Consider the following 21,211-nt stretch of genomic DNA (forward strand, 5'->3'; position numbering starts at 1 on the left):
TTATATAGATTATTAAAATGGCTATACGGCGCGAACGAATGCCATAATAGCAACACCTGCAATAACGGTGATTGATAAACTTTTTGTCCAAATAGCGATGATGACCGTCGGAAGAAGGACACATAAATTGTTAAGGCGAATCGTCGTGAAGGTTGCCCCTTGAACAAAAATCGATTCAAATATAAGGGCGCTTAAAATACAAATTGGAATGTAAGCTAAAAATTTCATGACCGACTGAGGAAGTGGTGTCCTTTTAACGATTATAAAAGGAATGATTCGTGGGAGCCATGTCACGAATGCACATAAAAGAATAACGATAAACATAGAAGATGAAATCATCGATCTGTCCACACTCCAATCAATGCAACGATAATTGTACTAATAAGAATGGCAAGGTGACTCGGAAACAACTGAATCATTATGTACATACAAATCCCCATAAGGATAATTAACATCAAATAATGACGTAGACGAGATTTTGTGACGGTTTGTAAATTTAAAATTAATAAAGCGACAAACATAGCGGTTAGTGCAAAATCTAGTCCCCAACTTTCAGGATTCGGGATCCATTTTCCGACGAGCGCACCTAAAATAGAAGCTACAAACCATGCGCTATAAGCTGTTATATTTAAGCCATCCATCCAATTGCCTTTCAATGTTTCTCCTTGTGCTAGTTTAGTCATGGCGACACTGTATGTTTCATCAGTTAGTAGTGTACCGAAGCCGATGTTTCGAACAGTTGAATAGTGTTTAAAAGAAGGAGCAACCGAAAAAGCCATAAGAAAATGGCGCAAATTAACGATGAACGTCGTTAAAATAATGGCAGTCATCGGCGCACCACTTACGATTAAGCTACAAAAGATGAATTGAGCAGCGCCTGCATAAATGAGTAAAGATAATAATGTGATTTCTATTAATGATAAATGGGAAGCAATCCCGACAACACCAAAAGCGAAGCCGATGCTAATGTAGCCAATTAAAGTAGGTACACAATCTTTAAATCCTTCTGAGAACGTCGTTGTTTGTTGCAAATGTATCACACTCCTACGAATAGAATACAGAATTGTCAGAAAATTATCTAGCTATTATAATAGGTAGACAAAGTTCTTTTTATTTTGTACAATTGTGAAATATAGTTAAAGGAGGAATTCAGTATGAATATTTTTGAATTATTAGCGCAAGTACAAGCGATTACAGGCGGAAAATTTGGCTTGTCAGATTTATTGTCTGAAGAGTTTGTAGAAGAGCATACGAAGTTCTCATCGATTCCAGAGTTAATGAAAGCTTTACCAATCGATTTAAGTGATTTATCAACGCTTCAAAATTATAGCGAATCCGATTTGAATGAATTTGTAAAAGAACATTCATCGTACGATTCTTGGAAAGCTTTATTGCAAGCTGCTGTAACGTTTATTCAAAAGTAAAATAAAAGAGACGAGAACAAAATCCTCGTCAATAAGAAAAAACATGCACGATTTTATTTAAATCATGCATGTTTTTTTGTCTGTTCCATAGTTTTTTCGCCGACTTCTCCGTTCAAAAGAAACAGGCGTCGCATTCATACTATAAACTTAAAAAACACGCGATATGGAAGGGTAATTCCCGTATCGCGTATAAAAATAGAGGATGAATGTGTATTTTTATCCGAGCTTCTTACTTAAGTTAACCTACTTTTACGTAACGATAACGATCTTTAATAAATTTAACGAAAAATACACCTTTAGAATTTGCATCGAGAAAATCTTCAAAAACGAGTTCAGGTACACCGTAATATTCAAAGGCACCATCTTTAATAAATTCTACACGTAAAATCATCGGACTTGCTTCATAACCGATTGCTTTTATTTTTGTTGATTCTACAGGAATCATATTAGATAACATGTGTATTCCTCCTTCTTTATGAAAACGCTTTCATTTATTTAAATATAAAGTTTTCTATTCAAAATGTCAATTTTGTGACAGGAGAATTTTTCGACAAAAAAACACTTTCTAAAAGTCAGAAAGTGTTTGCTGAAAAGCGTGAGTAATTAATCTTGAAAAGATTGATCTTTTTCAATAACTGCATGAACAGCTTCATGAACAGCGTGTTCAAATTGATTGGCTTTTAATGCCATAACACCTTCAATTGTCGTCCCACCAGGTGAGCAAACTTGGTCAACTAATTCAATCGGATGCGTCTGACTTTCTAAAACCATTTTGGCACTCCCTAGTACAGCGTCTGCTGCAATTTGAAGAGCGATATTTTTAGGCATGCCTTCTTTAACGGCAGCACGAGCAATAGCATCCATGTATAAATAATGGAAAGCAGGAGAGGCACCAGCAATCGAAGAGAAAATACCGAACTGATCTTCTTCTAATTCAATCATTGAACCCGTTGCTTGTAAAAGTTGTACCGCTGCGTCTTTTTGTGGGGCAGATACTGCTTCTGCAACAGCATAAGCAGTCGTTGAATGATGAACGGCTGCATTCACATTTGGCATAATACGCATAACATTAGGATGGTTGAATAGACGTTGTAATGTTTCAATAGACGTTCCGGCAGCCATCGAAATGATTAATTGATGTGGTTTTAAGTGACCTTTCAATGTAGGGGCAAGTTCTTCTATTTGATGTGGTTTTACACCGATAAATAGAAAATCTGTTTCTAACGTTTCTTCTAATGTAGAAGCGACGTGAATCGCTGTTTCAGCAGCTAATTGTTTTGATTTCGTAATCGTACGGTTAAACCCGATTATTTTCTCGGCATTTGTTGAATCGCTCGCTACGATTCCACGGATAATAGCAGAGGCCATATTGCCGAGACCAATAAAACTGTAAGACATAATAAAAGACTCCTTTCAAATTCTTCACTAGTATAACGAAATGTAGGACAAATAGGTAGATTTCTGTATCAGAACGATTAAAATAGCCATAAATGAATTCGTGTCTTTTATGTGAAATCGTCAAATAGGATAGGACATTGTTCTATTTTTTGATATGATAGGAGTATTGAAAAGTGTCGTGAATGGAAGTCACTCGTTAAAAATAATGAAGTATTTGTTTTGAAAAGGAATGAAACACATGCGAAGTCATCAAAAGACAAAAAATACAGCGAGTCAACATATCGTTATGGATGAAACACCTACGTGGAGTAAAATTATCGCACAAACGATTAAAACCGGTATTATTAAGTCGAATTTAATTACGATGTTTGCTGGTTTAGCGCTTGCTATGTACACATATAAAGTGAATCCGTTAGACGAATGGCTCGCTGTTATATGTGCAATTATTGGAACCGGAGCTGTTATTGGCGGCGCGGGAGCATTTAACAATTGGTACGATCGAGATATCGATGCCAAAATGAAACGTACGCAAAAAAGACCAACTGTCACCGGAGAAATTTCACCGAATATGACGCTGATTTTAAGCGTCGTATTACTCGTAGCAGGAGTAGGCATTTTATTTGTCGCTTCTCCAATGGCTGCTTTACTAGGATTTATCGGTTGGTTTTTATATGTCGTTCCGTACACGATGTGGACGAAACGTCATACGGTTTATAACACCGAAGTAGGCAGTTTATCAGGTGCAATGCCACCTTTAATTGGTTGGGGTGTTGTGAGTAATGACATATTCCATCCAGCAGTTATTAGTTTGTTTATTATTTCTCTTATTTGGCAAATGCCACATTTTTACGCAATCGCGATTCGTAAAATGGAAGATTATCGTGCGGCGAACGTACCAATGTTACCCGTAGCAAAAGGGTTGCATAGAACGTATGTCATGACGAATGTTTATTTAGTTATTTTAACAATTTGCTGCATTCCACTCGGATTTTTAAGCATTGGATTAATGCTCGTAGCGATGATTTTAAGTGTATGTTGGCTTGTCATGAATATTTATGGCTATCGTAAGAAAGATCCTAAAAAATGGGCGAATATTTTATTCGTATATTCTCTTTTGCACATGGTTATATTATTCTCGACTGTCATTATATATGCGGTTATCGGTATTTATATGGAATTTTATGCGTAACGAAAGGAGCCGTAGCACATACGGCTCTTTTTTATACGTAATTATGTTCAAATCGTGAACAGAAAAAGAAAAGATTACTGATTTTATAAATAATTGTTTTCTTCTCAGTCTTTTCCATGGCATCATAAAATGGATAAATAAAAAGGAGTGAAGATCATGGAAACAATTCCAAATTGCCCGAAATGTGAATCGACGTACACGTATGATGATGGCTTGGCATTTGTTTGTCCAGAATGTGGGCATGAATGGACAGCCTTTGAACAAAAAGAAGCTGAAGAAGCTGCTCTAATTCGTGATAGTGTAGGGAATGTTTTGAATGAAGGAGATAGCGTTACGATTATTAAAGATTTAAAAGTAAAAGGCGCGACTTCGGATTTAAAAGCCGGAACGAAAGTGAAAAGCATTCGCTTTTGTGGTGATGTAGACGGACATGATTTAGAAGCGAAAGTAGAAAGTTTCGGAACGCTTTATATTAAATCAAAATTCGTTAAAAAAATTGTTCTAACAAAAAAACTTCGAAGTGATTCATTTCGAAGTTTTTTGTTTTTATAAAGAAGCGTAGTAAATCGTCATAGCGTCTGCTTCCGTAACGCTTGCGAAATTGCCGAACGTACCGAGGCGCATCGCACGGTCTATAATGATGTTCATCGTATTTTCTGTAATACCGTATGTTGATAATTTGCTAGGAGCGCCAATACTCGTCCAAAATTGTTCGAGTTTTTCGATGCCTTTTAATGCAACTTCTAAGTCAGATAAACCAGAAGTATCTACGTGGAATACACGAGTAGCAAGCTGACGGAAGCGGTTCACGTCTTCTTGTACGAAGTGACGCATCCAATTAGGGAATAAAATAGCGAGTCCGCCACCGTGTGGAATATCGTGCACAGCTGAAACAGCATGTTCTAAATTATGCGTAGCCCAATCGCCTCGGAATCCCATATTAATCATGTTGTTTAGCGCCATCGTACTGCCGTACATTAACGTTGCACGTGCATCAAAATCGTCAGGGTTTTTTAACACGTCAGGAGCTGCTTCCATAATCGTTATTAAGAGAGATTCACACATGCGATCTTGAAATTCAGTATGGGCCGTTGTATGGAAATAATGTTCTAATACGTGACTCATACTATCGACAATGCCATAAATCGTTTGGTCTTTCGGAACCGAAAATGTATAGCTCGGATCTAAAATAGAAAACTTCGGAAAGACGAGCGGAGACCCCCAGCCATATTTTTCTTTCGTTGACCAGTTCGTAATGACAGAACCTGAATTCATTTCAGAACCAGTTGCTGCAATTGTTAACACGACACCGAATGGGAGTGCTTGTTCTACTTTTGCTTTTTTCGTCACGATGTCCCAAGCAGGTGCTTTTGTATGGACACCTGCAGCTATTAGTTTTACGCAGTCGATGACAGAACCACCACCGACAGCTAATATAAAATCAACTGCCAAATCTCTGCATAGTTGAATCCCTTTTTCGACGGTTTCCACACGAGGGTTTGGTTCTACACCGCCAAACTCGATAATGTTGGCGTTCAAAGAAGAGAGTGTTTCGTATACGTCATCGTAAATACCATTGTTTTTAATACTTCCACCGCCGTAAACGAGCAAAATATTTTGTCCGTATTTAGGAATCTCTCTTTTTAATTTTCAATTTGGCCTTTACCAAAATGAAGTTTCGTTGGATTGTAGTACGTAAATGAATCCATAAAATCACTCCTTTTTTTCATCATAAGTAATAGAGTGGAATTGTTCAACTGAAATAGATGGAAAATTTTATCTACTATAAAAATAAAACGTACATTGTAATTTTTTCAAATTCATTGTATAACTAAGAAATGATGATAATCGGCGAAGGAAAGGGAAAATGATGAAACAATTATTGATTCAACTTATTTGGATCGTAATTATGATTAGTTATTTCATTTATTGCGATCTAGATATTTTTAAATTAAATGGGGTCATTACGACGATTTTACTAGGACTATGGGTTCTTGGTACGGCTATGATGATTACATTGTATCGAACGAAAAGAATGTAAATAAAAACGATCAAGAAAAATTCTTGATCGTTTTTTTGTATGGAAAAGTGATTCATTTTAAATAGCGGGCGTATAGTTATATGTCGTATTTTTTAATTGAATAAGAACGAGTAATTCATCTAAAGCATTTTCTAATTCTTCGATTGTCGTATTCGCATCAAGGAAATAAAGTTGTTCGTCTTTTACATCATATAACCGTTTATTTTGTGTTTGCATCATCATTTCCTCCTTGTCGCTTTTCTTAAATTATATATAAATAAACAGAAAATTTCAAACTTTTTTTGCAAAATAATTTGTAAATATTTCAAAGGAAATTTGTAAATAGAAAACGTGTATGTTAGAGTAGAAATATTTAAATGAAAATAGAAGAACGGAGTGATTTTTTGTCTCGGTTAGATATGGAAATGAAGCGGTTTTTGAAAAATGTATTTGAAGATTTACACGCGATGCCGGAAGTAGGTTGGCAAGAATATAAAACGACCGCCTATTTAGCCGACTTGCTGAAAAAGCAAGGCTTTCATGTTACAACATTTGAAGGCTCCACAGGATTGTATGTAGAAATAGGAAAGGGAAAAGAAATTGTCGGGCTTCGGACAGACATTGACGGTTTATGGCAACAAGTGAATGGGGAATTTAAAGGCGTTCATTCATGTGGTCATGATGCCCATATGACGATGGCAATCGGTGTACTATTTTTACTGCAAAAGACGTTGAAACCGAATGAGGGGAGAGTACGTGTATTATTTCAACCGGCTGAAGAAAAAGGAAATGGGGCACTTTCGTTCGTTGAAAGAGGGCTTGTAGATGATTTAAGTTTTCTTTTCGGTATGCATATCCGTCCCATTCAAGAAATGATTGAAAATACGTATAGCCCGGTCTTATATCACGGAGCGGCACGATTAATCGAAGGAACGATTTTTGGACAAGAATGTCATGGTGCTAGGCCACATCTCGGTAAAAATACAATCGAGATTGGTGCGAGCTTAGTAGCAGCACTTTCTCACATTCATATTGATCCGATGATTCCCTCTTCTGTCAAGTTAACGAGCTTCCAAGCAGGTAATGTTCAAAATGCGAATACGATTCCTGGTATTGCACATTTTACGATCGATGCACGTTCCCAAACGAATGAGGGGATGGAACAACTAATGCATCAATTACAATTAGCCATTTTAGGTGTAGAACAAGCACATCGCGCTCAAATTGAATTTGAAACGAAAGCGACGATTGTTGCGGCACAAGTAGATGATACAGCCAAACAATTAATGAAACAGTCTATTATTGAAGTTTGTGGTGTACGAGGACTCGCTGAAGATGTCGTAACACCGGGTGGGGAAGATTTCCATTATTACACGCTAAAAAGACCTTCTGTAAAAGCGACAATGCTCGGCGTCGGATGTGGAGCAACCCCGGGGCTACATGATCCGAATATGACGTTCCAATTCGATGGATTGTATCCAGCCATAGAGATTATGACACAAACAATTGTGAATGCACTTCGTTTCACAGCGCAGCGAAATAAGTCGACGGATGCGATTGTTTATTAAAAGAAACATACAATTCTTATATAGAAACGCAAAAAGAGACGCAGAACGAAAAGTTCTGCGTCTCTTTCAATGAAAGGATTACTTCGTTTTTTCTACTTCTTTAACAGCTGCGTACAATAGATCAAATAATTCTTCGATGCCTTCTTCTTCAATGCAAGAGAAAGCGACACGTAAATCCGTTTCACCTAATGCAATCGCACCAACACCGAATTGTTCAAGTGCTACTGGACGAAGCGCATCGGCAGAAACGGTTTTTAATTTCAAACACATAAAGTAACCTGAGTTGAATGGGTAGTAATCCCAGGCATCATCGTATTTACCACTATCTAAAACTTCTTTCGTTTTGAGTGCACGACGTTTCATAATGTCGAATTTTTCTCGTTTTTGTACGTCAAATTGATCGCTTTGTAATGCTTTTAAAACGAATGTTTGAGAAGGGTGTGGACCAGAAGAAATGGTTGCACGTATAATACCACGCGTTTTTTCTTCAAGTGCTTTTAGAACAGCGGCATCTTTTGCTGCATATGTGATGAACCCTACACGGAAGCCCCATACGTATTCTTCTTTCGTTGCACCGTCAATTTTTACGGCTAATACATTTTCATGAATGTCTGCTAATTGACCGAATAAAGATTGTGTAATCGAGTTTTCGAAAAAATAGTGAGAAGTAAGCGTCGTCTGTTACGGCTACAACGTTTACGCCTTCTTCAGCCGCTTCTTTGATTGCTTGTACGATCGCTTCTCCTTCTTCAGCAGTAGGAGTATAGCCTGTTGGGTTGTTAGGGAAGTTTAATAGAACAATCGCTTTCCCAGTTTCTGATTTTTGAGCAATAATCGTTTCTTTTAGTGCAGTTGCATTAAAAGAACCTTGTTGATCGTAAAGAGGATATGTAACGACACGAGCACCGCGGCGAATACCGAACACCATGTCATAGTTTTCCCAGTTCTTATCTGGAATGATTAAGGCATCGTTTGTATCTGCAAATAAATCTGCAATGATTGATAAACCATGTGTTAATGCATTCGTTACGATAGGTGTGCTAAATGATTTCCCTTGAAGTGAAGGGTTTTCTTTAAGCATTTTTTCGCGCCAAGCATGACGTAATTCAGCTTTTCCTTCTGGGGGTGCATATAAGTATAAATCTTTCGGTTCGTAAGCACTTAGCGTATCTTGAATTACTTTTAAATGCATAGGTTTGCCATTTTCTAAAGCTGTACCGATTGTTGCATTGTATTTTTTCGCTGATTTTGCTTCAGCAGATTGCGATAAAATGCCTTCAGTAGGGTAATATAATTCTTTCCCTAAGTTAGAAAGCATATGAAATACTTTCGGAGCTTTTTCTTGTAATGTGTCGTTTAATTGAGCTGCTAATTTATGCATAAACGTCGCCTCTTTTTCAATATTTTTGCAAAAGATTACGGAAAATAACGAACAGATAACGAAAAGATTGTACGATTTATTCGCATTTTCACACAATTTGCATGACTACATTCATCATAATGTCAAAAGAAAGGAAATGCAATCATATATATGAGAGAAAGAAGATAAAAATGCAAGAAACTACATTGGTTGTTCGAGTTCGTTAGTGAAAGAGCTACGTATGTTTTGGAATATGTAAAAGGGTTAGTATACATTCATTTTGACAAACTAAATGCGGTGACGTATATTATATATGAACATATAATCATATATGCACATAGGAGGTGTTTCGTATGGGAAATCACGATTTTTCGTCGCTGCATACGCCATTAGATGAAGAAACATTATTTCTCGTTTCTCAAACGTTTAAAGCGATTAGTGATCCGACGAGAATCCGCATTTTGTATTTGTTGTTTGAAAAAGAAATTACAGTAAATGAAATTGCACAAACGCTACAATTGAAACAATCGACGGTTTCTCATCAACTTCGTTTCTTGAAAAATATGAGACTCGTTCGCTCGAGAAGAGAAGGAACGAACATATTTTATAAACAAGCAGACGAACATGTGATGTTAATTTTAAAAAAAATGATTGAGCATGCCGCTCATTGCTAGGAGGAATTTTATATGGGACATCAACATAGTCACGGACATGACCATGCAGGGCATGATCATACGCATGGAGCAAATAAAAAAACGTTAATTATCGCGTTTATTTTAATTTCAGCGTACATGGTTGTAGAAGTTATTGGTGGGATTTGGACGAATAGTTTAGCATTATTATCTGATGCCGGTCATATGCTAAGTGATGCGATTTCACTTGGTGTTGGTATAGTTGCCTTTACGATGGCAGAAAAAGTAGCAAATAATCATAAAACATTTGGATACAAACGATTCGAAATACTTGCTGCTGTATTTAATGGCGTTACATTAATTGCCATTGCTATTTATATTTTTATTGAAGCGATTCGTCGCTTTAGAGAACCTGTGGAAATTGCGACACAAGGTATGATGATTATTGCGATTATTGGGTTACTCGTAAATATTTTAGTCGCATGGATTATTATGCGCGGTGGCGATACGAAAGATAATTTAAATATGCGTGCTGCTTTTGCGCACGTTATTAGCGATATGTTAGGTTCTGTTGGTGCGATTATCGCAGCCATTTTAATTATGGCATTCGGCTGGTCTTGGGCGGATCCATTAGCGAGTATTATCGTTGCCCTATTAGTATTACGAAGCGGTTTAGCTGTTACGAAGGATTCTGTTCATGTTTTAATGGAAGGTACGCCAATGAATGTTGATTTTGATCAAGTAGCTGCAACGATTTTAGAAGTAGAAGCGGTCAAAACGATTCATGATTTGCACATTTGGACGATTACGAGCGGGACGAATGCACTAAGCTGCCACATTGTCGTAGAAAATGATTTGACGATTGGCGAAATGCAACCAATTTTAAATGATATCGAACATCGATTGCTTCATCAAAATATTAAGCACATTACGATTCAATGTGAATCAAGTGATACACCACATCACGATGGGCTGCTTTGCGATTTGAATGAGGAAGAACATCATCATCATTAATTGTCGTACGTAACAACGATTTTCAGAACGATTCGTCGTTTTGAAAGTCTTTTTTTGTTTTTCATCGTGTATCGTTATGAAAATGTCAGAAGTTGTTCATATTCTATTCATCTTTCTTCGTTATACTGAACAGAGGAGAAAGGTGGCGCTTTGACGTGAAATTAAAATGGACAATGGCGATTGTAGCAACGAGTGTGTTGCTAACTGCTTGTAACCAAGCACAAACAGAAAAAGAAAATACAAATTCAAAAGAAACGCATTCTATGATGCATACGAAACAAAACGGTGCAATGGATCATGAACAGAAAAAACTTCAAAATAATACAGGTGAAAATACGTTAACTTTCCCAGCTGTATTGCAACCAGATGCTAAAAAAGGCAATCACGTAACGTATACGATTACTGCACAAACTGGTAAGAGTGAGTTGTTTAAAGGTCATCAAACGGAAACGTTCGGTTATAACGGCAGCTTATTAGGACAAACGTTACGATTAGAAGAAGGGCAAGACGTGACGATTCATTTGAAAAACAAATTGAAAGAAGCGACGACTTTCCATTGGCACGGTTTAGAAGTTTCGGGAGATGCAGACGGCGGTCCACATAAATTGATTGAAGCGGGTGGAGAACAAACAATTCATTTCAAAGTGACGCAACAAGCGGCGACTTTATGGTATCATCCACATCCAATGGGAAATACGGCACAACAAGTGTATAAAGGACTTGCGGGCCTTTTATATATTGACGATATGAAATCAAAAGCACTTGACATACCAAAAACGTACGGAGAAGATGATTTCCCAATCATTTTACAAGATCGTACATTTACGAAAGATCAACAGCTCGTCTATAAAGATGTAGCGAACATTGATGGTACTTACGGCGATACGATGATGATTAATGGCGTAGTGAATGCGGCACTTCATACGGATAAGAAACTCGTTCGTCTACGTATTTTAAATGGATCGAACGCACGAAATTATCACGTTCACTTTGATCAAAACATTGCATTCACACAAATTGCAACAGATGGTGGCTTTTTAGAAACGCCTAAAAAAATGTCTGATTTATTGCTAGGTGCAGGAGAACGTGCTGAAATACTCGTCGACTTCTCGAAAGTAAAAGGAAATTCACTAAACTTAGTAGATCAAGATGGCACGGTGCTGATGCCAATTCAATTATCAAAAAATGTCGTAACGTCTAGTGCAACGACGAAATTAAATACGATAAATACCGATGAAAAATTATATGAACAAGAAGCATCAAAAGTTGTGAAGATGGAAGGTATGGGAGAGAACGTTACAATCAATGGACAAAAATTTGACGAAAATCGTATTGATTTCACTCAAAAACAAGGGGCAACAGAAGTATGGGAAATTGAAAATGCGATTACAGATGAAGGCGGAATGATTCATCCATTCCACATTCACGGAACGCAATTCCAAGTGCTTTCTATTAACGGAGAGAAACCAGAAGCAAGTTTACAAGGATATAAAGATACGATTACGTTACAACCTGGACAAAAAGCAAAAATTGCTGTGACATTTCCTTATAAAGGAACGTACATGTTCCACTGTCATATTTTAGAACATGAAGATAACGGTATGATGGGGCAAATTCAAGTGAAATAAGTGAATTGTGTCTATTTCTTAAAAAATACTCCATTGTTCAAGCATATTTACGATGTATAATGTAGAAGAATAGTTATATGTTGAAGGAGAGAATGAAATGAAATCATTAAAATGGGGTATGATGACGTTTGCTATGTCAGCACTTTTATTAGCAGGTTGTGGAGAAGATCTGACACAGCCTCCAAAAGGTGAGATGTTAACGACAAATCATAAAGAGAAAGCAGTTATCGGTGATTACTGCTGGACAGTAGATGGCGAGAAGACGTGTGAAGAAGCAGACAAAACACCACAAGAAGCATTGAAAAAAGCAGAAGCAATTCCTGTAACGATGGAAACAGCTGTTAGTTTTAAAGTAGATTCAGATGACAAACCATCTGCCGCTAAACTTTCATGGGTGACAGAAAAAGGTAAAAAAGGTGAACAAAAAATGGATTCGACTTTATTCATCGCTCCGAAAGAAAAAGGGATTTACTATTATACGATTGAAGCAACTTGGGATGGATCGGGCGAAAATAAATTTGAAGGTACAGCCGAGTACAGCTATAAAGTAAAAATTCAATAAATGATATAAAAAAGAAGTTGGTTTTTAAACAACTTCTTTTTAGTACGTATTCATTCATTTTGAAATTTATTTACAAAAGGAAGTGCCATATGGCATCATAAAGATGAATTGCTAAAAGAAGGATGCGTGAACATGGAAAATAAATATCAAGTAAGCAACATATTAACGAATAAAAATACAGGCGAAGTAACGAAGATTTATGCTGTAACGAAAGATCGCCAACCATTTGATTTATTAGACGTCAGCATTTTTAAACACTTTAATATACTTACAATGGATGGATTGAAAGAAAAAATGGTTGAACATCATATTGAAGGAAATCTCGTTGAAAAAGGATTTAGTATTTCATTAACACTTGCAACACAAGCAGATGCGGACAAATTTATCGAGCATATTGCACCGCTTTATAATGATGTATTGCAATAAATGAAAAGAGGCTGAGACATATTGTTTCATACTTCAAGTAAAAAAGGCACTGTCATCTGACAGTGCCTTTTTTATTAGACTAGTATAGTACGCTAATCTGTTTTAGTATCATGCTTAAAATGCTAGCATGATAGGCTCGAATTCCGTCAATTGCTCAAGTTCAGTGTATGTGACGATTCGTTCGACGACTTGTGCATGTAAAGATGCTGCTTTCTTTTCAGCTTGCTGTAAGTTCGTAAAAGCATAAGCGAGTTCTTCGTCTTCAGTGTATGAAGCAAAGTGATCATAAAATAATTGTTCTTTTAAAATTAAATAATATTGAATGCAATCCATTGCTTCCATCTGAAACTTCCTCTCCGTTCATATAAAAAGACACAAAGATTAATTTAACATATTCAGAAATAAAAAGAAATATCGAAATGAAAGTTTCTTGAATAACGTGAAAAATTAGCGATATATAGAGTAGAAAGTATAGGAGGTGCTAAAATGGATTATTTTAATAAATTACGAGAAAAAAGAAGCATACGGAATACGTATAATACAAGTGGATTTGATGCGGAAGGCTATCATTTAAATGGAACGAAGTACGATTATGAAGGATTCGATGCACGAGGACTTAATCGTCATAATGAGACGCGTCAAATACTTGCTTCTAATAAAAAAATAAAAAAACGCAAAAGAACAAAAAAAGACACAAATCGTCTATGAAAAATAAACGTGTTGTAATACATCTCGCAGAGGAGGAAGTGAAGAAACACAAAATACCGAATCAGCCACTTGCTCAATCGATTCAACAAAAACTTGTCATTGTAGAAAAATTACAACAAGATGTCGCGTTGAGTAATGAAACGTTATCAAACAATCCTCCTTCATTATTAGAGCAAAAGTTAGTTCATTTAAAAAAACAAGCGGAGAAAACACAAAATGTGTATAATCGCCATCGTATTCTACCTCCAAGTGGACGTTTAAATGGACCATTCGATGAAAAAGGATTTAATGCTTTCGGCATGCACCGTAATGGAACACCTCTTGATACGGAAGGTTTTTCGAAAAAAGGGTACGATCAACACGGATTTGATCGACAAGGATACAATCAAAAAGGTTTGAATGAAAGAGGACAACAAAAAGAATAGATTTTTAAATAAATATAGTTGACACACTAAAAACTCCATGATAATATTTTAGTACATTAGTGATTTAGCAGACGAAAGTATTTAAAAACAGAGAATAGTTAGCAATCGAGGAGGATTTTTAGTATGAAACGTATATTTTCATTATTAGTACTATTAGTTGGTGTAATGGCTGTATTAGCAGCTTGCGGATCAAAAGAAGATGCCAGCGATAAAAAAGAATTAGTTATTGGGATTGACGATAAATTCGCCCCACTTGGTTTTAGAGATGATAAAAATGAAGTTGTCGGTTTTGATATTGATATGGCAAAAGCAGCTGCGAAAGAAATGGGCGTAGAAGTGACATTCCAACCGATTGATTGGTCAACGAAAGAATCAGAACTTGCGAGTGGACGTATTGATCTCATTTGGAATGGTTACACAATTACGAAAGAACGCCAAGAAAAAGTGTTATTTACGAAACCGTATTTAAAAAATGCACAAGTCATCGTGACATTGAAAGATTCTAACTTAACGACATTCAATGATTTAACGGATAAAAAAATGGGTGTACAAGCACAATCTTCAGCTCTTGAAGCATTCAATGCGAGCGACATTAGTAAAAAAGTGAAAAATGTTTCGGAATTCAAAGACAACGTATTAGCGTTAAATGATTTAAAAGCGAAACGTGTCGATGCGGTAGTGATTGATGAAGTAGTGATTGATTATTACATGACGCAACAAAAAAATACGTTTAAAGTTATGGACGAAAAGTTAGCACCGGAAGAATATGGTGTCGGAATTAAAAAAGGAAATGAAGCGTTACAAACAAAATTACAAAAAGCTTTAGATGCCATGATGAAAGATGGCACTTCAGCTGAAATTTCTAAAAAATGGTTTGGCGAAAATAAAGTAATCGATTAAATAATCACTACTTCACTTCAAAAGCGGAAGAGTTTCCAACATTGTCATTGGGAACTCTTCCATTTCTTTTTGTATCCGTTATAATGAATAAATGCGTCCGATTTTGGAAGTAAAAGAAACAACGTCTTAAAAGGAGGATTTATGATGGCAGATTATTGGTCATCCGTCATTTTACCGATGCTCGATGGAGCAAAAATGACTATTTTATTATTTTTAATCGCCATAATTGTATCTGTTCCACTAGGCTTTTTATTAACATTAGCAGTGAATAGTAAAATCAAGCCCCTATCATGGCTAGCAACGATTTACATTACGATTATGCGTGGTACGCCTCTATTACTTCAATTATTAATTATTTGTTTTGGTTTACCAATGATTCCAGGAATCGGAGAATATTTAGTTATTGATCGTTTTACAGCAGCGTGCTTAGGGTTTATTTTGAATTATGCAGCCTATTTTGCAGAGATTTTCCGTGGTGGCTTATTATCAATTGATAAAGGGCAATATGAAGCGGCAAAAGTATTAGGATTATCGAAAAGTCAAACGACTAGAAAAATCATTTTACCTCAAATGTTCCGTGTTGCATTGCCTTCAGTAGCAAATGAATCAATTACACTAATTAAAGATACAGCATTACTTTATGCTGTAGCTGTTCCAGAATTACTTCACTTTGCTGAAACAGCAGTAAACCGTGATTTCTCAATCATGCCTTACTTCATTGCAGGTGTTATTTACTTAATTATGACGATTATTTTAACGATTTTCTTCAAGTGGTTAGAAAAACGTTTTAGATTTGAATAGAAGGAGGTCTACAAATGCCAATTATTGATGTACAACATTTAAAAAAATCATTCGGCGACAATGAAGTGTTAACAGACATTACATTCCAAGTTGAAAAAAATGACGTCATTGCCATTATTGGACCTTCTGGTTCAGGTAAAAGTACGATGTTACGTAGCTTAATTCACCTTGAAGAAATTAACGGGGGAACCATTTCAATAGATGGCGAAGCGTTTGTTGAAAACGGTGTGTATAAAAAAGTAGACACTATTAAACGCGTAACATCAAAAATGGGTATGGTGTTTCAACAATTCAACTTATTCCCGCACTTAACGGTAAAAGGAAACTTACAATTAGCGCCTAAAATGCTAGGTGTAAAAGAAGATGTAGAAGCTCATACGAAAGATTTATTAATGAAAGTAGGATTATCATCGAAAGAAAATGCGTATCCGAAAAGCTTATCGGGTGGGCAACAACAACGTGTAGCAATTGCACGTGCTTTAATGATGAACCCGGATATTTTACTATTTGATGAACCGACGTCGGCACTTGACCCAGAATTAACGGGTGAAGTATTAAGTGTTATGAAAGAATTAGCTGAAGAACATATGACGATGATCGTCGTAACGCATGAAATGGGCTTTGCGCGCAGCGTTGCGAATAAAGTCGTCTTTATGGACGGCGGAGAAATCGTGGAAGCTGGAACGCCAGAAGAACTATTTGGCAATCCTCAACACGAACGTACAAAAGCGTTTTTAGCAAAAAATTTAAAATAATAAACGACGTCCAAAAATTTCTCGTAAACGTATTTTACGAGAAATTTTTATTTTATTGAATCCGTTTCATTCGAATGAATAACAATCGTATTGAATTAGATGGACTTTTTTCTAACATACGATGAAAAAATTCTATAAAAAAAGCATTTATTTCTATAAAACGTGTGTTGTACAATATAAATATGAAGAAGGAGGCTCTAAATATGGAAAAATCACAATTGATGAAACAAAAAATTGACGAGCTTTCAGAAATGCAAGCGAAAAATTTATTACTAGATTTATTTTCGGAGTTGGATGAGACAGATGAGTTGTGGTTTGAAGATCATTTAAAGCACCAACAAATTTTGCATACGAAAACTGTACATATCGTTTTTGGACGAACAGCTTCACAAAGTTTAAAGCAAGCAATTGATGAGCATGTCATCGCCTTTCCAGATGTCCTTTCAATGGGACCTATTCGTGAAGTAAATACGTGGAAAGGAATGGAGGCACGCTTTCATTGGTTTAAAGAAAACTTAACGGATCCGTACAATGAGTTTAAGAAAATGAAGCGTCATATGATGCAGTCATTTCGAGATTTGCGACGTATTACACCGGAACAAGAAGTTGTGTTATGGGTTTGTCCGAATGCAGCGGAACGAATTGGGGCAGCAATTGTTTTAGCAACTTTAGGGAATGTTCAAACGGTTAAATGGATTAATACGTACGAAGCGTATCGTCAAATCGAACAACATGATATTCCAGGATTCCCTAGAACAACAGGTGAAGTGACGCCCGAACTATTAAGTGAGATGAATAAACTTTCAATTGAAGCGTTGTCAGAGGAAGAAGTGGAAACGTTAAAAGAACAAGGAAATCATTGGTTAGAAAGTGACAGTTTATTGCGCTTAAAAGATGGCGAAGATGTTCAAATTTATGAAGTCGATAGTTTAGATGCCTTTATTATTGAAACGGTTCAAACGATGCAACAAGACGATTTCGTTTCTGCCGGTCTCGTACTCGGGGAAGTGTACGGTTCTTTAACAGATTATACAGGAGATGCCTTTTTTAGAATTCCGGTTACGCATGTTGATTGAAAAAAACATTCTTTCTGCTCAAGGAGATAAAGATGATATCGCTATTTGTGAAATTCGTTACGAACAACCGAAAGAAGATTCTATCCAATCGTAGCATTCATAGAGATTTATGGAGAAACAATGAAGTGCGAGTCATTGTATTTGTCACACGTTATCCATTGTCCGAATACGTGTTTATTGATATGATAAAAAAGAAATTTATATACGTTTAGAACAGGGGACTTAATTAATGAGTATTATCGTTTTACTCGTATTTTACTTAGTGTCAATTTCTTTAGGGATGCTCGCTATTTACTTAGGTGTACCAACACAATATGCGGTCGGTTTCTTTGCTGTTGTAGCGGTCGTATTAGTTGCAGGTTATTCTTATGTCATTACGTCTAGTAAAAATACGAAATTAATTATGCGTCTTATGCGCATGCAAAAATCAGATCCGATGTTCCAGTACAATATGGCTGTTATGAATGGAACGAAAGAAGACCAACTCGATGAAATCGAACGTGTTTTACGCAAAAACAAAAAAAGTAAAGATACAGTTGCAGACTTTCTTTTTAAAAAAGCATTGCTTGAAAACAACTTAACGGAAGCAAAATCTATCGTAGGTGGTATGAAAAAAAGTCCGTTAAAACGTTACAATCAAGCACAATGTGAGATTTTAATGGGCAAGTACGGATTGGCACGTGAAATTCCACAAACCGAACAATGGATGAAGCATTCAATTGAAGCCTTTATTGCTTACGAACAATGGGATCAAGCGAAATACATTGAAGAAATGGATGCTTCAATTGCGAAAGCGAAAGGCTTGTACCGTGTACAACAATTAGCATTAAAAGAAAGAGCGTTACGTGAGTGGCCATCGAAAAAACCTTCTCGAAAACGTTTTAATTAATAAAAAGGACATGAATAATTATTCATGTCCTTTTTTTATTTCCTTTATAAAAAGTTTGACTTTTCTGTTAATTCATTTTATTTTAGTAAGAGAAATAGAAGGAGAAGGGAATGACGAATAATGAAAGCAATCGAACAGTTGCCGACAACGGCAATTAGTGATGCGTTGAAAGGAAAAAATCATTTACCGGCATCGATTAAACCACTAGCTGCCCATTATCGATTGATTGGGAAAGCAGTTACTGTAAAACTGCCTATTTATGAAAATGGAGCTGTAATGGAAGCGATGCTCGTGGCTTCTCCAGGCGACGTTCTCGTTGTTGATATTCAAAATGATACGACACGTGCTATTGCAGGAGATTTTGTCTTATCTATGATGCAAAAATTAGGGCTCGCGGGTGTTGTTGTTTACGGGGCAATTCGTGATGTGGAAGCTGCTAAAAATCTCGATTTCCCTATATTTGTGACGGGTACAACGACTGCTGCTGGTGTGAAAAATGGCGGTGGTCAAGTGAACGTACCATTAACGATTGAAAAGACGACCATTCATCCAGGCGATTTAATTGTCGGGGATGCCGATGGGGTTGTCGTCGTACCAGCGATGATTGTAGACGAAGTGATGCTAGATGCAAAAGAGAAAATGGAAAAAGATACACTTCGTGAGCAAACGGTGTTAAAAACGACTGAAACGATCCAAGCACACTTGCGAGAAGTGACAAGTAAATTTTAAACCGATATACTTACTTTTGAGGTGTATGCAATGAATCGTCAAGGAATCATTTCGGTAACGATCGGATTACTTTTAGTTATCAGCTTATTTTTATTAAGTGGTGTACGTGTTAATAGCCTACTTTTTGGCCTTATGTTTATTCCCTTAACAATTGTCGGGCTTACGTTAGCGATTAAATCAAAAAAAGGGATATATATAATTGTCGGAGGACTTTTAAATGGTCTTCTTTTAATTTATAGTTTTCTTTTATTTTTAATTGGAATGAGTGCGTAGAGAACTCTTTCAGAAGCGGTGAGACGAATTCGTTTCACCGCTTTTTTAATGCGTATAGATTGGTTTTAATTCGATATGGTTTAAATTGGCATAGGTCATTGTTAGATGATAAAATTTTAATAAGAAAATGTTTAGGAGGGGTTTTATGGGCTTAATTAAAGCTGGTATTGAAGCGACAAAAGGGGTATTAGAAGACCAATATCGTGATTATTTTTATTGTGAAGGATTAACATCGGACGTACTCGTTAAAAAAGGGGTACGCCGTCAAACGAAACGTGGTACGAATAAAGGAAACGAAAATATTATTTCAAATGGTTCGATTATTGCGGTAAATGATGGGCAATGTATGATGATCGTCGAACAAGGGAAAGTCGTAGAACTTTGTCAAGAATCGGGCGAATTTATTTATGATACGTCTACAGAGCCTTCTATTTTTTACGATGGAAATTTCATGGATAATTTAAAAGAAACGTTTAAACAAATCGGGAAGCGTTTTACATTTGGTGGAGAACCAGCGAAGGACCAACGTATTTATTTCTTTAACACGAAAGAGATTATTGGCAATAAATATGGAACACCTGCACCGATTCCATTTCGTGTAGTCGACCGAAATGTCGGATTAGATATCGATATTTCAATTCGCTCTCACGGAGAATACTCATATCGTATTACGAACCCTTTATTATTTTATACGAACGTAACGGGAAATGTTGAAAATGAATTTACACGTGATACAATCGATGGACAATTAAAATCGGAGTTTATGACGGCTTTACAACCAGCTTTTGCTCAAATTTCAGCTCTCGGTGTTCGTTATAGTGAAGTACCTGCACATACGATTGAATTAGCAAATGCTTTGAATAAAGTATTATCAGATAAATGGCAACAAACACGTGGTATTCAAGTAGGAACAATCGGTGTGAGTACGATGAAGGCATCTGAAGAAGATGAACAAATGATTAAACAACTTCAACGTAATGCCGCTTTTCGTGATCCATCGATGGGTGCGGCACAAATTACAGGTGCGCAAGCAGATGCGATGATGAACGCAGCGAAAAATGAAAACGGTGCAATCGGTGGCTTTATGGGAATGGGTATGGCACAAAATGCTGGCGGTGTAAACGCGGGTGATTTGTATAAGATGGGTGCTCAAAATCAACAAAAAAATGAAGAACAAGCATCGAAAGACACCGGTTGGGCCTGTTCATGTGGCACACGTAATACAGGTAAATTCTGTTCGAACTGTGGGAAACAAAAACCTGAAAAAGTAACGTGGCAATGCTCATGCGGTAAAGAAAATGAAGGGAAGTTTTGTTCGGATTGTGGCAAAGCGAAACCAACAGCGACAACGTGTTCAAATTGTGGGTATGAAGTCGTTGGGAGTCAAATACCTAAATTTTGTCCGGAGTGTGGGCAAGCCTTTGAACAATAGGA

The 21,211-nt window shown here is 36.5% G+C and carries 26 protein-coding genes and 2 pseudogenes; 20 read left to right on the top strand and 8 right to left on the bottom strand.

Going from position 1 to position 21,211, the window contains the following annotated elements:
• Positions 1–21 precede the first annotated feature (21 nt).
• Complete coding sequence (locus KSHG_RS00335) at positions 22–339, bottom strand: AzlD domain-containing protein (protein ID WP_010300200.1); 318 nt, start codon at positions 337–339, stop codon at positions 22–24.
• Positions 336–1,031 carry an AzlC family ABC transporter permease gene (locus KSHG_RS00340; RefSeq protein ID WP_010300202.1) on the bottom strand — a complete coding sequence of 232 codons (696 nt, stop codon included), beginning with the start codon at positions 1,029–1,031 and terminating at the stop codon, positions 336–338. The genes KSHG_RS00335 and KSHG_RS00340 overlap by 4 nt, the downstream gene beginning before the upstream one ends.
• A 123-nt stretch (positions 1,032–1,154) precedes the next feature.
• Between KSHG_RS00340 and KSHG_RS00345 the strand changes: the two genes are divergently transcribed.
• Positions 1,155–1,424: a hypothetical protein gene (locus KSHG_RS00345; protein ID WP_010300206.1), complete on the top strand. Its 270-nt coding sequence runs from the start codon at positions 1,155–1,157 to the stop codon at positions 1,422–1,424.
• A 238-nt stretch (positions 1,425–1,662) separates the two neighbouring features.
• On the opposite strand, the gene KSHG_RS00350 is transcribed toward KSHG_RS00345, so the two are convergent.
• Positions 1,663–1,881: a KTSC domain-containing protein gene (locus KSHG_RS00350; protein WP_010300209.1), complete on the bottom strand. Its 219-nt coding sequence runs from the start codon at positions 1,879–1,881 to the stop codon at positions 1,663–1,665.
• A gap of 146 nt (positions 1,882–2,027) precedes the next feature.
• Positions 2,028–2,822 carry a pyrroline-5-carboxylate reductase gene (proC, locus tag KSHG_RS00355; protein ID WP_010300210.1) on the bottom strand — a complete coding sequence of 265 codons (795 nt, stop codon included), beginning with the start codon at positions 2,820–2,822 and terminating at the stop codon, positions 2,028–2,030.
• 238 nt (positions 2,823–3,060) lie between these two features.
• Between proC and cyoE the strand changes: the two genes are divergently transcribed.
• Positions 3,061–4,011, top strand: a complete 951-nt coding sequence (gene cyoE / locus KSHG_RS00360) for a heme o synthase (protein WP_010300214.1) — start codon at positions 3,061–3,063, stop codon at positions 4,009–4,011.
• Between the two features lie 156 nt (positions 4,012–4,167).
• Positions 4,168–4,563 (top strand): zinc ribbon domain-containing protein YjdM, encoded by a 396-nt coding sequence (locus KSHG_RS00365; protein ID WP_010300216.1) that lies wholly within the window; start codon positions 4,168–4,170, stop codon positions 4,561–4,563.
• Here the strand turns inward: KSHG_RS00365 and KSHG_RS15715 are convergent.
• Positions 4,558–5,720: pseudogene (locus KSHG_RS15715) on the bottom strand (iron-containing alcohol dehydrogenase). The gene KSHG_RS00365 and the pseudogene KSHG_RS15715 sit on opposite strands and share 6 nt — an antisense overlap.
• 158 nt (positions 5,721–5,878) lie before the next feature.
• Between KSHG_RS15715 and KSHG_RS18170 the strand changes: the two are divergent.
• Complete coding sequence (locus tag KSHG_RS18170) at positions 5,879–6,052, top strand: hypothetical protein (RefSeq protein ID WP_154646857.1); 174 nt, start codon at positions 5,879–5,881, stop codon at positions 6,050–6,052.
• A gap of 57 nt (positions 6,053–6,109) precedes the next feature.
• On the opposite strand, the gene KSHG_RS18175 is transcribed toward KSHG_RS18170, so the two are convergent.
• Positions 6,110–6,268, bottom strand: coding sequence for a hypothetical protein (locus KSHG_RS18175; protein ID WP_187119957.1), 159 nt, complete (start codon positions 6,266–6,268; stop codon positions 6,110–6,112).
• Positions 6,269–6,450: 182 nt separating this feature from the next.
• On the opposite strand from KSHG_RS18175, the gene KSHG_RS15720 reads away from it, so the two are divergent.
• Positions 6,451–7,599, top strand: a complete 1,149-nt coding sequence (locus KSHG_RS15720) for an amidohydrolase (protein WP_010300222.1) — start codon at positions 6,451–6,453, stop codon at positions 7,597–7,599.
• A gap of 78 nt (positions 7,600–7,677) precedes the next feature.
• On the opposite strand, the pseudogene KSHG_RS15725 reads toward KSHG_RS15720, so the two are convergent.
• Positions 7,678–8,980, bottom strand: a pseudogene (locus KSHG_RS15725) (aminotransferase class I/II-fold pyridoxal phosphate-dependent enzyme).
• A gap of 332 nt (positions 8,981–9,312) precedes the next feature.
• Between KSHG_RS15725 and KSHG_RS00395 the strand changes: the two are divergent.
• The 5 genes from KSHG_RS00395 to KSHG_RS00415 all read left to right on the top strand — a co-directional run bounded on the left by KSHG_RS00395 (position 9,313) and on the right by KSHG_RS00415 (position 13,221).
• Positions 9,313–9,633 (top strand): ArsR/SmtB family transcription factor, encoded by a 321-nt coding sequence (locus KSHG_RS00395; protein WP_010300231.1) that lies wholly within the window; start codon positions 9,313–9,315, stop codon positions 9,631–9,633.
• Positions 9,634–9,645: 12 nt separating this feature from the next.
• On the top strand, positions 9,646–10,605 hold the full coding sequence (locus KSHG_RS00400; RefSeq protein WP_010300234.1) for a cation diffusion facilitator family transporter: 960 nt from the start codon (positions 9,646–9,648) through the stop codon (positions 10,603–10,605).
• Between the two features lie 173 nt (positions 10,606–10,778).
• Positions 10,779–12,233: a multicopper oxidase family protein gene (locus tag KSHG_RS00405; protein WP_147630465.1), complete on the top strand. Its 1,455-nt coding sequence runs from the start codon at positions 10,779–10,781 to the stop codon at positions 12,231–12,233.
• A gap of 97 nt (positions 12,234–12,330) precedes the next feature.
• Positions 12,331–12,795, top strand: coding sequence for a hypothetical protein (locus KSHG_RS00410; protein ID WP_010300240.1), 465 nt, complete (start codon positions 12,331–12,333; stop codon positions 12,793–12,795).
• 132 nt (positions 12,796–12,927) lie between these two features.
• Complete coding sequence (locus tag KSHG_RS00415) at positions 12,928–13,221, top strand: hypothetical protein (RefSeq protein WP_010300244.1); 294 nt, start codon at positions 12,928–12,930, stop codon at positions 13,219–13,221.
• Between the two features lie 114 nt (positions 13,222–13,335).
• Here KSHG_RS00415 and KSHG_RS00420 read toward each other — a convergent pair whose 3' ends face one another.
• Positions 13,336–13,563 (bottom strand): hypothetical protein, encoded by a 228-nt coding sequence (locus KSHG_RS00420; RefSeq protein WP_010300246.1) that lies wholly within the window; start codon positions 13,561–13,563, stop codon positions 13,336–13,338.
• A 144-nt stretch (positions 13,564–13,707) separates the two neighbouring features.
• On the opposite strand from KSHG_RS00420, the gene KSHG_RS15730 reads away from it, so the two are divergent.
• From KSHG_RS15730 to KSHG_RS00475, 10 genes are all read left to right on the top strand, one after another.
• The gene (locus tag KSHG_RS15730) at positions 13,708–13,929 is read left to right on the top strand and encodes a hypothetical protein (protein ID WP_010300249.1); all 222 of its coding nucleotides are present in this window, start codon (positions 13,708–13,710) and stop codon (positions 13,927–13,929) included.
• Positions 13,930–13,967: 38 nt separating this feature from the next.
• Positions 13,968–14,354, top strand: coding sequence for a hypothetical protein (locus tag KSHG_RS17280; RefSeq protein ID WP_010300252.1), 387 nt, complete (start codon positions 13,968–13,970; stop codon positions 14,352–14,354).
• Between the two features lie 123 nt (positions 14,355–14,477).
• On the top strand, positions 14,478–15,254 hold the full coding sequence (locus KSHG_RS00435) for an amino acid ABC transporter substrate-binding protein (RefSeq protein ID WP_010300257.1): 777 nt from the start codon (positions 14,478–14,480) through the stop codon (positions 15,252–15,254).
• A 141-nt stretch (positions 15,255–15,395) separates the two neighbouring features.
• Positions 15,396–16,055: an amino acid ABC transporter permease gene (locus KSHG_RS00440; protein WP_026022464.1), complete on the top strand. Its 660-nt coding sequence runs from the start codon at positions 15,396–15,398 to the stop codon at positions 16,053–16,055.
• Between the two features lie 14 nt (positions 16,056–16,069).
• On the top strand, positions 16,070–16,810 hold the full coding sequence (locus KSHG_RS00445) for an amino acid ABC transporter ATP-binding protein (protein WP_010300263.1): 741 nt from the start codon (positions 16,070–16,072) through the stop codon (positions 16,808–16,810).
• Positions 16,811–17,013: 203 nt separating this feature from the next.
• Positions 17,014–17,886, top strand: a complete 873-nt coding sequence (locus KSHG_RS00450; protein WP_010300265.1) for a DUF1835 domain-containing protein — start codon at positions 17,014–17,016, stop codon at positions 17,884–17,886.
• Positions 17,887–18,115: 229 nt separating this feature from the next.
• A complete protein-coding gene (locus tag KSHG_RS00460; RefSeq protein ID WP_010300268.1) occupies positions 18,116–18,775 on the top strand; it encodes a hypothetical protein in 660 nt (219 codons plus the stop codon).
• Between the two features lie 120 nt (positions 18,776–18,895).
• Positions 18,896–19,504, top strand: coding sequence for an RraA family protein (locus KSHG_RS00465; RefSeq protein WP_010300270.1), 609 nt, complete (start codon positions 18,896–18,898; stop codon positions 19,502–19,504).
• Between the two features lie 30 nt (positions 19,505–19,534).
• Positions 19,535–19,777: a hypothetical protein gene (locus KSHG_RS00470; protein WP_010300272.1), complete on the top strand. Its 243-nt coding sequence runs from the start codon at positions 19,535–19,537 to the stop codon at positions 19,775–19,777.
• Positions 19,778–19,922: 145 nt separating this feature from the next.
• Positions 19,923–21,209 carry an SPFH domain-containing protein gene (locus KSHG_RS00475; RefSeq protein ID WP_010300274.1) on the top strand — a complete coding sequence of 429 codons (1,287 nt, stop codon included), beginning with the start codon at positions 19,923–19,925 and terminating at the stop codon, positions 21,207–21,209.
• Positions 21,210–21,211: the final 2 nt, after the last annotated feature.

The sequence above is a fragment of the Kurthia senegalensis genome (genome assembly GCF_000285595.1).
Lineage (GTDB): Bacteria > Bacillota > Bacilli > Bacillales_A > Planococcaceae > Kurthia > Kurthia senegalensis.